The sequence below is a fragment of the Pseudoflavitalea rhizosphaerae genome (genome assembly GCF_003991355.1).
GTDB classification, from domain to species: domain Bacteria; phylum Bacteroidota; class Bacteroidia; order Chitinophagales; family Chitinophagaceae; genus Pseudobacter; species Pseudobacter rhizosphaerae.
This window is the reverse complement of record NZ_RCSU01000005.1, coordinates 373,021-386,953: the sequence shown is the minus strand read 5'-3', so window position 1 is coordinate 386,953 and position 13,933 is coordinate 373,021. Positions and strand designations below refer to the sequence as shown.

Sequence of the window (13,933 nt, the reverse complement as noted above, 5' to 3'; positions counted from 1 at the left end):
TGCACGAATGTCAATAATGTGATGGCAGCGTGATGGTGAATACAGAGCCATCGCCTTCGGAGGATGTCACGGAAAGCTCGCCTTTGTGGAGCTTGATGATCCTGCTCACCAGGGATAGGCCCAATCCGAAACCACTTTCCTCCCAGGCATTGGCGCCACGATAAAAGGGCTGGAAGATATAGGGCAGGTCCTCTTTTGGTATGCCCTTGCCTTTGTCTCGTATAGTGATGATGATATGCTCATCCTCCACGGAAAGCCTTACCCAGGCTTTATGATCGGATGAATATTTACAGGCATTGGACACCAGGTTCTTGATAGCAGAGAACAGCAGTTCTGCATTGCCGGCCACGATCAGTCGTTCCTCTTTTTCCGGCAATCCTTCGAAACTCAGAACCATACTGTATTGCAGGTTGAGCTTGTTCAGTGCGGCAGGCAGTTGCATGAGGATTTCGTCTATACGTATCTGTTCAATTTCCAGTCCGCCGGGATCTTCTGAAGCCTGTGCAAATTCAAGGAGTGTCTGCGTGAGCTTGCTGAGGTATTGCACATCCTGGTAAACGGATTCCATGGTGCCACGGTATTGTCCGGCATCGCGGTTCTTTTGCAGGCTTACTTCGAGCTGACTGGAAATAGCGGTAAGCGGGGTACTCAACTCATGAGAGGCATTGGCGATGAATCGGCGCTGGATCTCGAAACTCTCCTGCAGCCGGTTCAGTAATTTGTTGAGTGTGTCCGACAGGTAAAACCATTCGTCGTGGACCTTTCCGGTATTGATGCGCCTGGCGAGGTTGCGGGCGGAAATATCTTTGATATCATCAGTGATCTGGCGTACCGGACGGAGCAATCGTTCCGAGAAAATATAGCCGGCTGCAAATGCGGCCACTACTCCGCCTCCGAAGCAAAGCCAGAGAATGATCTTGAGTTGCCCCAGTTTGGTAAGCCCGTCTTCATCGTATCCGGCGGATACCATCACCATATTCACGGTGCTGTCTGAAGGTCGCCAGGCAATGGCGTCTTTAACGCCGGAGAAAAAATAAACAGGATTTTTTTTCTTCACCTGTTCAAAGATCGATGCATCAAAGCTGAGCGTATCTGCGGGGTCGTCACTGGAACGATAGATTAGCTGGCCATCGCCGGTATACACTTCCATCACTTTTTCCTTCATGGTCATTGCCGTGCTGGAATCGATCTTCTGCAACACGCGCGGATCAAACACTTCCGGTTGCTGAAGCAGGCGGGCAGTAGTGATGGCGCGGTTGGTGAGCCTTCTGCGTATATCGTGTTCGCGATTGGTATAATAAAAATAGAAAACTGCACTGCATACGAGCGCCAGCAGTACAAACACGATGCTGCCAAAAAGAACGGTGATCCGTATGCGAACGTGCATCATCGTTCAACCGTTTTTAAAATATACCCCATTCCGATCTGTGTTTGAATGAGCTTGTGATTATGTTCCTTATCGATCTTGTTCCGGAGGTAGCTGATATATACGTCGATGATATTTGTATTGGTATCGAAATCGATATCCCATACATTGATGGAAATATCGGCGCGGCTCACCACCCTGTTCTTGTTGCGCAAAAGGAACTCCAGCAACTGGAATTCTTTTGCTGTAAGATTGATCCTTCGTTCACCACGGCGAACTTCTTTATTGTCCAGGTTCATTTCCAGGTCGCCTGCCCTCAGTAAATTCCCTACGGGTATCTGTTGGTGCATAGTACGTTTGAGCAGCACCTGGATCTTCAGCAGCAATTCCTTGAATTCGAAAGGTTTCACAAGGTAGTCGTCTGCGCCGGCATTATAGCCTTCTACCTTGTCTGTCAGCCTGCTGAGACTGGTGAGCATGATCACAGGAATACCTGAAGAATGAGCCCGGATGATCCGGCAGAGTTCATACCCATTGATACCGGGCAGGTTGATATCCAGTATCACCAGGTTGAAATCGTGTTGAAAAAACAGCCTTTCCCCGATCTTTCCGTCATAGGCCACTTCAGCATGATAGCCGTTTTCGATGAGACCGATCTTCAGTGTATCTGCGATCTTTTTCTCATCTTCCACAATTAATATTTTCCTTTCCTCCATAATGCAAAGTTACATGCTTAAAAATAACCCACGGACGGTCTGTAGAACGGGTAAACGGCAATTCTAATATTATTCTAATGCTATATTAACGCCACACTGAAGGGAGGTATTTAATTTTAGCGTTCTCTGAATTTAGTAGTTAAACTCCCGTTCAGCTCTACTGGCGGGTTATTTAAATTGTGCTTAAATGAAATATACTGTTACAGCTATCGCTCTTCTTTGTGGCGTCACCAGCAGCTTTGCACAGGACCAGCAACCAGATGCAAAGGATCTTATTTATCATCAGCGTTATGCCAGCGCCCGCGAGGTTTTGCACGCATCCCTGAAAGCCGACCCCAACAATGCGGCTAACTGGTATTTGCTCTCCCAGACTTTTCCGGGAAATGACAGTGCTGCCGTCCTTCGCCAGGAACTCAATGCAGCGCCTGCCGAAGTTCGTAACCAACCCATGTTTGAAGTGGCTTACGGAGCCCTGCTGTTGAAGGAAGATAAAAAAGACAGTGCCGCTGCCCTCTTCAACCACGCCATGGAAGCTACTAAAGAAAAGGATGCGAACGTACTGGCCGGTGTAGCCAATTCGCACCTGGACGCAAAAAATGGTGATCCCCAGTTTGCACTGGCAGTGCTGGACAAAGCCATCAGGCGTGCAAAGAAAGATGCTGAACTCTACGCACTTCAGGGTGATGCCTGGCGCAGGATCGGCGACGGTACTGCTGCTTACAAAGCCTATACCGAAGCACTGGACAAGGACAAAAATTATGCTGCTGCGCTCTACCAACTGGGTAAGATCTTCGTTGCCCAGAAGAACGACCAGCTTTATGTAGATTATTTCGATAAAGCCATCGCTGCAGATTCACTGTATGCGCCTGCTTACTATGAACTGTACTATCATTATTACTATCGCGATCTGCCACAGGCTATGAGCTATTTCCTCAAATACAAACGCCACAGCGATCCCAGCGATGATAATGAATACCAGCTCACAGACCTGCTCTATCTCACCAAGAACTATGAGCCGGCCATCGAAAAGGCAAAAACCCTGATCGCAACTTCCCCCAACAATGCGAGACTTTACAAGCTGCTTGCTTATAGCTATCTCGGACTCAGCGATACCGCTACTGCCATGTCTACCATGAAACAGTATTTCGCAACGGGTCACGACAGCAATTATGTTGCAAAAGATTTTGAAACGATGGCTGAGCTGTACGGCACACAGGCTGGTATGGAAGACAGCGCCATCGCTTATTACGAGAAAGCAGCCGAACGCCAGACAGACAGCGCTGCTGCTTATGCGTATTATAAGAAGCTCACAGACATCAGCAAGAAACTGAAGAATTATAGCCTGGAAGCAAAATACTCAGGCAGGTTCTATACCGGTAACGATCAGGCCACCAACCTGGACCTCTTCAACTGGGGCCTGGCGCATTTCAGAGCGGAAGAATATATTCAGGCTGATACCGTATTTGGTACTTATATCGCCAAATATCCGGAGCAGGCATTCGGTTACTACTGGCGTGCGCGCGCCAATTCCATGCAAGATTCTACCATGGAAGCCGGTACTGCCATCCCACACTATCATAACCTGATCACTGTTCTGGAAAAAGATACCAGCAATGCTACCAACAAAAAATGGCTGATCGAAGCATATGGTTATGTGGCGGCTTATGAAACCAATACAGAAAAGGACTTTCCGGAAGCAATCACTTACCTCCAGAAAATCCTGGCCATCGATCCCGATAACAAAGATGCACAACGATATATTTCCGTACTGGAAAAGAATGTTGGATCAAAACAACCTACACCCGGCGGAAAATAATTTTTTTGAATTGTCATTCCATCGAAAAACAGGGGTGTAAGTACCAAAACAGTCTCCGGTCTCCGGAGGCTGTTTTATTTTACTGGCCGGCAAAAGGATTGCCAATAAATTCCGCGCGGTAAAATGGTTCAGCCACTTTGATACTCCAGAGTACGGTGCCCGCGGCATCGGTCTTCACAAACCTGCTGTTGGTAGAACTGGCGCTGAGCAGTTGCTGATCCGGCAACATCATGGCGCTTCCCATGATGTTTGAATATAGAGATGAAGGCAATTCTGTTTTCAATCTTGTAGTTGCCTTTTTCTGTTGTTCATCGATGGTGAAACTTAACAGCCTGCTCACAGGACGTTCTGCGCTTCCGTTATCGAACAACATCAGATCGCCTGCCGGGTTGCGGTGTGCATAATGTTGGAACATGAATTCATCGGCTGGATTCATTTCCACATTTCCTCCTTTGCCGAGCTTCCACATTACTGCGCCGGAACTGGAATTGATCTTCCATACCTGCGAAAAAGAACGAAGTGAAATAATGTAATTGTTATCCGTGTCCTGAACCAGCGAGTTTATCCAGGGTTGATTGTGGATGCCGGTTTCGGCAGCATCAGGCGAATCGAAACTGGTCCATTCCCACACTTTCTTTCCATTGCGGTCCAGCTCCAGCAGACCATCTCCCGGCATAGATCCGTTACTTTTGAATACATTGGTAACTGCCACGATATTACCGCGGTGATTGAGGCAGAGATCGTGGTGGGCTGATTTATCGAATCCTCCTGTGTTTTGCCTCGCGAAGAAAATAGTGTCTCCGCCCAGACTGAGCTCTGTGATCACATTTCCGTCACCATATGGTGTATTGTTTTCATCTTCCAGGCAAAGCAGCGTATTCTTCTTTGTGAGCCTGACAACTTTTAGTGGGTTCTTTGTGGTACGGTACCATACCAGCTTCCCTTTGTGATCGATGATGAAAATGCAGCCCCTGGGCGTTCCCCTGAGATTGAAGAAGAAATGACTTCCTGCCGTTTCATTCAGATTGTTTGCTGCAGGATCGTAAAATTTTTTTACGAACGAAGGGATTTGTGCAGTAGTGAAGTTTTGCTCAGGACTGGTCCATTCATCGCCTCCGTTACCAACAGGAACATGTATGCGAAAGCTATAAGTGGTATTCTCTTTGAGATGAGTAACTGTGATATTGTGATGGATCTTTTCTTTCGAGGTGACTGTACGTTTTGTTTCACCGGTAGCGGTATCAGTTACACTGATACTGGCGTCTGTCAACCGGTTGAGTGAAAACCTGATCCTTGCGGTGAGGGCGGCACTGGTATCGTTCGATACAACCAGATTGCTCATTGTTACCTCTCCGCCATTCTTTTTACAGGCAAACACACTGATGGTGCAAAGGATGAGGAGCCATTGTTTCATATCACATAAATAAAATGAAGTGCGGCGGACCTGCATCCGCCGGCACTTCTTGTTTTTTGAAGCAACTATTGTTTATCCCACCAAACAGGTGTCATCATATCATTCGTGTTGTTCATCCTGCCGATGGCATCCTGGTAATTCTTCGGATTGAGCAGGATTTCGGATTCCGGATAGAAGAACCTGCGGGGCATGGTATCGGCCCCCGGCGAATACCAGTCAACGCCTTTGAATCTTTTCAGATCGGGAAGCCCTGTTCTTCTCCAGTTGGCATAAGCTTCTGTTCCGTTGAGGAAGAAGTTCACCCACATCTGCGTATGCACCCTGCTCATGGCAGAATCGAAGATGGTAGGGAAAGGATTGAATTTATTCTTGAAATTATCGATAGCGGTTTGCTGGATGGCTGGTGCTCCAGGATAGTATTGCATGGCTTCGCATGCGAACTGCAATCCTTTCCTGAAATGGCCTTCCGCATCGGTAACGCCGCCCCATCCTCTCAGGGCTGCTTCTGCCAGCAGGTATTCCACTTCAGCAGGTGTTACATGGAAAAAAGGAGCATTGAGCGCTGAAACATATTTGCTGGGTTGTACAAACCTGTCGTCCTGGCCAACCCAGACAGATCCACCTCCGGGTAGATTTACATTGCCATAATCTCCCCATTCGTTCCAGGCCATGGCGCCGGGTGATACACCAATGGCGGGCATGAGTCCGCTGATATCGAGCAGCGTAGGATCACCTATGATCTTGTTACCGAAATAAGTGCCGCCATAAATGTAAAGTCGCGGGTCCTGGTATTTCACCATCGTATCCACCAGTGTTTTCACGAGGCGGAATCCACCGGAACGGGGCTCGCTTTTGAACACCTGAGAGCGGCCATTGCCGCGGCTATCGCCGGAGCCAGACACCCAGGAGAAAGCTTCGTGACGTGTCATGCAAATATCTGCAAGCTCAGTCATTACGCCGCCACTGATAGCTGCTTCTACTTGTTTCTTTGCTTCTGCCAGATCGCGCCTGGTAAGGCGGAAACCAAGGCGCAGCCTCATGGAGTTGGCCAGTTTTTTCCATTTGGCCACACTGCCATTGAACCAGATATCGCCACTGATCGCTGGTCCGCTTACATCCAGTTCATTGAATGCTTCATCCAGTTCCTTGAAGAGGTCTTTATAGATATCTTCCTGTTTATCGTATTTCGGCATGAAATTTTTGTCTGTGAATCCCCTGCCTGCTTCTGTATATGGAATATCACCGTAGAGGTCTGTCAATTTCGAGTAAACCATCACTCTTACGATCCTGGCAGCTGCATGCATATTGGCTTTTGCAGGATCATCTGCTGTTTTATCGATCATATCCTCCAGGTTTTTCAATTCCCGGGGATAAGTTGCTTCCCAGTGGCTGTACCAATGGGTCTTGTCCACTATTTTATACATACCTCCATGCTGTGTCCACCAGGAACCGCCCAGGTGTTGAACGAGCGGGGAAGTGATACCGAGATCGTATCTCCATACATCTTCCCGGTCGCCGCTCATATCTGCCTGCACCTTGGTGAGCTGGTACTGTGCATCGAGGCTATTGAAGCCTGCTTTGTTTACGTTCCGATCTTCGAATCCCCTTGTACAGGCCTGAATGGCGAGTATACATCCTGCAAGGGTTATATATTGAATGCATTTCATTTTTTCAGACTTTTAAAGGTTAGAGTTTGATCAGCACATTGAAGCCATAACGTTGTCTGCCAGGCAAAGAGCCGTATTCAAAACCCTGACCATTACCGTTATTGTAATTGGATTCAGGATCGATATTGGGCGTATTCTTTGAAATGATCCAGAGGTTACGTCCGATCAAACCTACGGTGATATTCTGCACTGGCACTCTTTTGTAGAGTGATTTTGGCAATGTGTAGTTGAGCCCGATATCGCGCAGCTTCACAAAACCACCGTCATAGATGAATGGCCTGGGAGTGTTCTCCGAAACTGATCTCCAGTATTCGGATGGACCAACAGCCTTATCATTGGCCGTTCCGTCTGCTTTTGCTCCCGGTGCTATATAGCCGCGATTGTTTTGTGTTGGCTGTGGTCCAACTTCACCACCATCACGCCATGCGCGGATCTCCCTGTTGTATTCATTCCAGCCATCACGTCCGGGCAAAGTAGCAGGCGCTACACCCTGTCCGTACATATTCAGGTTGCTCATGGAGAAGAGGTCGCCACCAACCCTGATATCGATCACTGCCCTTAACTCCAGTCCTTTCCAGGTAAAGCTGTTGGAGATGCCGCCTGTCCAGTCGGGAGTGGTATTGCCCAGCAAAACCGGGGCGGACGAATACACGGGAAGACCATTATCGCCGATTATCATTTGTCCCTTATCGTTATACGTGAAATCAACGCCATAGATCGAACCGAAACGGTCACCTACATCACCTGTGATGGTAGCGCCGGCCCAGCGGGCCTGTGCGATAGTGAATGTTTCCAGTCCTTCAGCAAGCGCTTTCACTTTGTTTGTATTCTTTGCATAGTTGAAAGAGAGGTCCCAACGGAAATTGCTCAGTTTAACAGGTGTTGTTTTCACCAGTATTTCCACACCCTTATTTTGCAAAGTAGCCGCATTCAGCAGGGCATCATTGTAACCTGAAGAAGAGGCGATGGGCAGGATAACGATGGCGTCCTTCGTTTCTTCATTATACCAGGTGAAATCGATACTGAGACGGTCTTTGAGCAGTCCGATCTCAGCGCCCAGTTCCTGTGACACTTTGAAAGTGGGCCTGATCCTGTCGTTAGGCACTGTATTGCCCAGGATCTCTCCCATGGGTTTTCCGTCGAAGCTCAGACCGGTAAGGGAATAATAGAAAGCGGCATTACCCGGGATGGCATCGCTGCCCACCTTACCAAATGAGGCGCGAAGCTTGGCATAACTGAGAGGGGTATTCGAAAGGTCGATACTATTGGATAACACCCAGCTCAGATCAATAGAAGGATAGAAATAAGACCAGTTGCTGGGAGGCAGTGTGGATGACCAGTCGTTCCTTGCCTGGAAATTGGCAAAAACCTGGTTCCTCCAGCTAAGCTCTGCATTGCCGAAGAGTGAATGGATTGCCCTGCTGGTATTTCCTGCGGGTGCATCAACTACACGTACTGTTCTGAAGTTGGCAATCACCGCTTTGCCTGGCTCCACTATTTCCTGCCCGGTGATCTCGCGGTTTGTATTCTTTGCTCTCATCATATTGCCGCCTGCCATGGCATTCAATTTGAAATCACCGAAGAGTGGGGTAACGTAATTGATCATCGCCTGGTAGTTCTCTTCCTTCATGGTGATGGTCCTGAGCTGAAGTATACCTCCGTCCCGGGATGGTGTATACTTGTCGTAGAAATTCTCGAAATTGAAAGTGTAGAAGTCCGTACCGGCATTCACCTGTGCGCTCAGTTTGTCTGTGAACTTATACTTCACCGTTAGTGCGCCTCCTACCCTTTTCTTATTACTGTTATTGGTTGTGCGGTTGATGGTCCAGTATGGATTGGCGCGATACAGGTTGCCTGTATAATTGATATAGGAACCATCATCATTCGCATATCTTTGCATCCATGCCTGATCGAAGTTGCCGGCGATGGAAAGCAGGCCGTTACCGATATTGTTCACATCATCAGTGAGCGCCGGTCTGTTGGTTACATCCTCAAGGAGCAGGTTACCTTTGGCTTCCACTGTCAGCCGCTCTGTAAGTTTCATTTCGCCGCGCAATGAAAAAGTATTCCTGCTGAAGCCAGCTTTCGGATTCACGTCCTTGCTGCTGATATTGGAGTAAGATGCACGCATATTGGCATTTTCGTTACCCCCGGTTACAGCCACTGTATTCAGCCAGGTAATACCATGGCGGAAGAAATCCTTCATATTGCCTTCGATGTATTTGTAAGGTCTCTTTGTTCCATCGCGCTGCAGGATGGAATCGGCTTCGGTGTAACGCGGTCCCCAGCTATCCACGATATTGGGCGCTTCACCTACGGTCCTTGGCAACAGACCATTGTTTCCCTGTCCGTACAATTTCTGCACTTCATCCAGCTTTGTGTTCACGCGATCAACAGTCATATTGCTGCTGAATTCAACGCCGATCCCTTTTCTTCCCCTGCCGGATTTGGTTGTGATGAGCACTACGCCATTCAGGGCGCGGCTTCCATACAATACAGCTGCTGAGGCGCCTTTAAGCACAGTGATGGATTCCACATCATTGGGGTTGATATCGGAAAGTCCATCACCCAGATCGAAACCTCCGTTCTGATCTGCACTACCGATATTACCATTCACTGCCGGCACACCATCTATCACGTAGAGCGGCTGGTTATTGCCGAGCAATTCACGCACACCACGGATAGTGATACGCGAAGATCCTGTAGGACCTGCGGTTGTACCGGTGATGGTTACCCCGGCAAGCTTACCTGCCAGCGATTGCATGGCATTGGTTTCACCAAAGCCTGCGATGTCTTTGGCTGTAGCTTCGGCCACTGCGTAGCCGAGAGCACCTTTTTGTCTCTTGATGTTCAAAGCCGTCACCACCACCGAGCGCAGTTCAGATTCTTCCCTGCTCAGGGTGATGTTGAAGCTTGCCTGCCCTTTCACCGGCACTTCTTTTGTAACGTAGCCGAGAGAGGAGATAACGAGGACCGCATTGTCATTCGGAACTGTAATTGAAAATTTTCCAGCGGAGTTGGTGCTGGCGCCACCTGTTTTGCCCTTGATCAGGACGGTGGCCCCGGAAAGCGGTTGCCCGTCGGCGGCATCCGTGACATTGCCTTCCACTTTCACCTGCGCCCAGGAATACATGGATAGCAATGCCATTGGCACTAGCATTAGCAATTTGTGCATGGTATGTTAGGTTTTGGTTGTTCAATCGTTGATGATAAGGTCATACAGTCACAAAACCATGTCACGAAGGGTCATCATTTCCTTCAACATAAATCTATAAAAAAGACCTGCAACTTTTTAAAATTCTTACAAAGTTTTACGCACTTTTTGATAAATGACATGCGGATTCACAGAAAACCAGCGTTTTACGATTGGGGATCAGGCATTTTTTTGCTGAATTTGCGGGTGGTATTTGCGGATGCTGCAAATGTATTGCGGGAAAAATGCTCCATTACCAGGATGGCGGCGCCAATCAATTCGGCTTCATAGCCGAATTCGGAGACGAGTAATTCAGTGTTATTGGCGAGTCTTGGGATACAGTAACTGGTGATCGCCTGCTGAATCGGAGCAGTCACCAGTTTGCCAACTTTAGCGCCACGCCCGCTGAGTATGATGGCTTTCGGGTTATTGATATGGATCAGGATAGATAAACCTCTTCCGATCTTGTAAGCTGCTTCCATGAACAACTCTATGGCATATTGATCGCCCTGGTTGGCCAGGTCCATCAATGCATTGCCGATCACCAGTTGGTTCTGGTCTGTCAGAAAAGCCAACCTGCTGAGCCTTCCCTTGCTGATGCCCTGCAATGCTTTATCGGCTACAGCTAACAGTGATGCCTCTGATTCAAGACATCCCTGCTTGCCACAATAACAGAGGGATCCCTTTTCAGAGATGGGAATATGACTGAATTCGCCGGCGAAGCCATCATCGCCGCGATAGAGCTGTCCGTTTATGATCATACCCAAACCTATTCCCCAGCCCAAATTGATCACCATCACATTCCTGAAATCGTGTGCCTTCCCGAAGCGGTGCTCCGCCAAAGCGATCAGGCTGGAATCGTTATCTATGAACACTTTCAGGCCCAATGCATCACTGAGGTACTCACTCAGGCTTTTACCAGTTACAGGAAGATAAGAGTAGTTGATGCCATCGATGGCATTCACCAGTCCCGGCATGCCAATACCGGCACCAATGATCTTGCTGCGGGGAATACCGGACTGATCGATATGATTACTGATGGCCTGCACCAATGTATCCAGCGCCTGCGGGTTATTGAGCAACCGCAACTCCACCACTTCCACACCAGACACATAATGGTTCTGCATGTCAACGATGCCGATCCGCGCACTCAACTGGTCCATCGCGATGGTAACCACATAAAGCCTGTCTGGCTTCAGCGCATACATCAGCGGCCTTCGTCCACCGCTCGACGGGGCATAACCCTTCTTCTCCACAAAGCCCGACTTGATCAGGGCATTAATGGCTGTTGTGATCAGCGGGATGCTCTTGCTGGTCCTTTCGCTCAGGTCTGTACAGGACAACACCTTGCCATAATATAACTGGCGAATGATCTCGTAATACAAGGGAGACCTGTTTTCTGCAGTATCAAACATAGTGGTTCACTTATTCTTTAATGCAATGAGACGAAACGATCATCAAGGTGAAGCCGGACCGGGCAGGCAGAAAAAGTCCGGAACTTAAACTTAGAAAAATTGTTTTTAAATTCACAAGACTTCCACTAAAAATTTTGAAAGTATTGATACTTATTAAATCCCTGGCCTTGGTCCGTCGTCTTCGCCCCTGGTATGCTGCGTTTTTCTGCCGGGGTCACTGCAAATCCGAACCCTTTGAAAGATTGGCTGTTACAGAAAACAGAATGCCCACTTCAAATTAATTGTATGATCCAGATCAAACGCGCATACGAAAAACAAGAACAAACAGACGGCTACCGCATCCTGGTAGACCGGCTCTGGCCGCGTGGGCTCAGCAAAGCCACGCTTCATGCCGATCAATGGCTGAAAGATGTAGCGCCATCCACGGAACTTCGCAAATGGTTCAACCATGATCCTGAAAAATGGAAGGAATTCAGCAGGCGTTATAAAGCTGAGCTGAAAGGAAGTGATGCAATGAAAGAATTGCTTGCATTGGCGAAAGCGCATCCTGTAATTACACTGGTGTATGCCGCGCATGATGAAGAGTATAATAATGCAATTGTATTGCAAAGTTTAATTTCTTCTCCCGCAAAAAGGATATGAACGCCGGTTGGGAAACAAACCAAATTGCAAGATCATTCAACAGACATATTTTTTATATCCCGAGACGGCAACAGTCGGTATTTTGAGTACATTTATGATCACTGACCCATTTCTGAGCGTACCCCTTGCTTTTCAGCAATACCTTGTCTATGGATCAGCTTTTTTTATACAACGGATCGAAACGGTACAGTTATCATGAATTCGATACTGCCTGCTCGGCGCTCCGGAACAAACTCCCTTCCGGCAGCAACAGGAAAGTAGTGGTCTTATCTTCCCTTCCGGAACTCTACTATTTCGCATTCTATTTCTGCTTCACACATGATTTCATTTATTGCCCCATCAATATCGATGATACCATTCCGATGATCGAAAACAAGATCGAGATCATCAATCCCGGCGTGATCATCACCAATGAGAATTTCTTCCTCTCCCACTGGCGGGAAAAAGAACAGGTGTATGAACCGTTGCAGCTTCCTTCATTCGGCTCCTGCTTTCTCTGCTTCCAGGAAACGGAAACACCAGATAGCTTTTCAACTGAGGATCTCCGTTATATCCTCTTCACATCCGGGACCACAGGCGCAGCAAAAGCTGTTCCTGTTTCCAGTGCCAATATCGCCGCTTTCACAGATAATATGCAGCAGTTGTTCGAAGTAGAGGAAACGGATGTGATCGCCAATACATTCAAGTTCTCCTTCGACCTCAGCATCTGGGCCATGCTGATGGCATGGACTAATGGCGCTGCCATATCGCATATCGATACGGACCACCTGCTCAACAGCGAACAATATAACCAATGCAGCATCTTCTGCTTATTGCCGTCCATGCTGCGCATCCTGCAAAAACAACAATTGCTTTTTTACATTTCTCCAAACAGAACAAAGCATTTCCTCTTCTGCGGAGAACCTCTTTACGATTCAGATGTACAATTATTAAGAGAGCATTTTCCACATGCAGGCATTTACAATTGCTACGGTCCCACAGAACTCAGTATCTATTGCTCTGCCTACAAAGTGGAAAAGGAATTCCATACCTGGAACCGTGTGGTAAGCATCGGCCAGCTCAATATCGGCAGCAAAGCTTACCTGGGTAATGCGATATTGCTGGAAGATGGAAACCTGGAAGGCGAATTATATGTGAGCGGGGAACAAACATTCAAAGGTTATCTCAATCTGCCGGAAGGCACCGGTTTCTTTGAATACGATGGTGAACAATATTACAAAACAGGTGATAAAGTGATCTTCAGTCAGCTGGAGGACCGCTACTATTATGCAGGCCGGGTGGATCGCGAAGTGAAATATTACGGGCATCGCATCAATCTCAATAACCTGGAATATGTTTTCTCCGGTATCGGCCCCATCAACGATGCAGCCGCTATCTTTTCACGCAAATACATGACCATCGGATTATTCTTCACCAGCACACCAGGGTTCAAACTTGAAGAGAATATGCACCTGCTACAGCATATTCCCAACTGGCTCAGGCCTACACATTACTTCCCCACACCTGAATTCCCGCTGAACGCCAATTTCAAAACGGATTATTCAGCACTCGAAACATTTTACAATAGATACCTGGAGAAAAAATATCCTTCGCAGTAGTAACAATTATCCAGGATGCTGCCAGTCGCTCGCCTCTGGCGAGTGACTTCTAATTGTTCGCCTCTGGCGAACACCGTGTCGCCGGAGGCGACGGAATATAAGTCAC

Annotated in this window: 9 protein-coding genes; 3 read left to right on the top strand and 6 right to left on the bottom strand. The window is 47.9% G+C overall.

The window, feature by feature from the left end:
• Positions 1-10 precede the first annotated feature (10 nt).
• Both D9Y29_RS11425 and D9Y29_RS11420 read right to left on the bottom strand, forming a co-directional pair.
• The gene (locus D9Y29_RS11425) at positions 11-1,390 is read right to left on the bottom strand and encodes a sensor histidine kinase (RefSeq protein WP_241237899.1); all 1,380 of its coding nucleotides are present in this window, start codon (positions 1,388-1,390) and stop codon (positions 11-13) included.
• A complete protein-coding gene (locus D9Y29_RS11420; protein WP_127128137.1) occupies positions 1,387-2,082 on the bottom strand; it encodes a response regulator transcription factor in 696 nt (231 codons plus the stop codon). The genes D9Y29_RS11425 and D9Y29_RS11420 overlap by 4 nt, the downstream gene beginning before the upstream one ends.
• A 187-nt stretch (positions 2,083-2,269) precedes the next feature.
• Here D9Y29_RS11420 and D9Y29_RS11415 point away from each other — a divergent pair, with 187 nt between their 5' ends.
• Positions 2,270-3,898: a tetratricopeptide repeat protein gene (locus D9Y29_RS11415; protein WP_127128135.1), complete on the top strand. Its 1,629-nt coding sequence runs from the start codon at positions 2,270-2,272 to the stop codon at positions 3,896-3,898.
• Positions 3,899-3,977: 79 nt separating this feature from the next.
• Here D9Y29_RS11415 and D9Y29_RS11410 read toward each other — a convergent pair whose 3' ends face one another.
• From D9Y29_RS11410 to D9Y29_RS11395, 4 genes are all read right to left on the bottom strand, one after another.
• The gene (locus D9Y29_RS11410; RefSeq protein ID WP_164735374.1) at positions 3,978-5,312 is read right to left on the bottom strand and encodes an aryl-sulfate sulfotransferase; all 1,335 of its coding nucleotides are present in this window, start codon (positions 5,310-5,312) and stop codon (positions 3,978-3,980) included.
• Positions 5,313-5,377: 65 nt separating this feature from the next.
• Positions 5,378-6,979, bottom strand: a complete 1,602-nt coding sequence (locus D9Y29_RS11405) for a SusD/RagB family nutrient-binding outer membrane lipoprotein (protein ID WP_127128131.1) — start codon at positions 6,977-6,979, stop codon at positions 5,378-5,380.
• 19 nt (positions 6,980-6,998) lie between these two features.
• Positions 6,999-10,154: a SusC/RagA family TonB-linked outer membrane protein gene (locus D9Y29_RS11400; RefSeq protein WP_127128129.1), complete on the bottom strand. Its 3,156-nt coding sequence runs from the start codon at positions 10,152-10,154 to the stop codon at positions 6,999-7,001.
• Positions 10,155-10,339: 185 nt separating this feature from the next.
• A complete protein-coding gene (locus D9Y29_RS11395; RefSeq protein WP_127128127.1) occupies positions 10,340-11,587 on the bottom strand; it encodes an ROK family protein in 1,248 nt (415 codons plus the stop codon).
• Positions 11,588-11,872: 285 nt separating this feature from the next.
• Here D9Y29_RS11395 and D9Y29_RS11390 point away from each other — a divergent pair, with 285 nt between their 5' ends.
• Complete coding sequence (locus D9Y29_RS11390) at positions 11,873-12,229, top strand: DUF488 domain-containing protein (protein ID WP_206513762.1); 357 nt, start codon at positions 11,873-11,875, stop codon at positions 12,227-12,229.
• A gap of 149 nt (positions 12,230-12,378) precedes the next feature.
• Positions 12,379-13,827, top strand: coding sequence for an AMP-binding protein (locus D9Y29_RS11385; protein WP_127128125.1), 1,449 nt, complete (start codon positions 12,379-12,381; stop codon positions 13,825-13,827).
• The last annotated feature ends 106 nt before the right edge of the window (positions 13,828-13,933 follow it).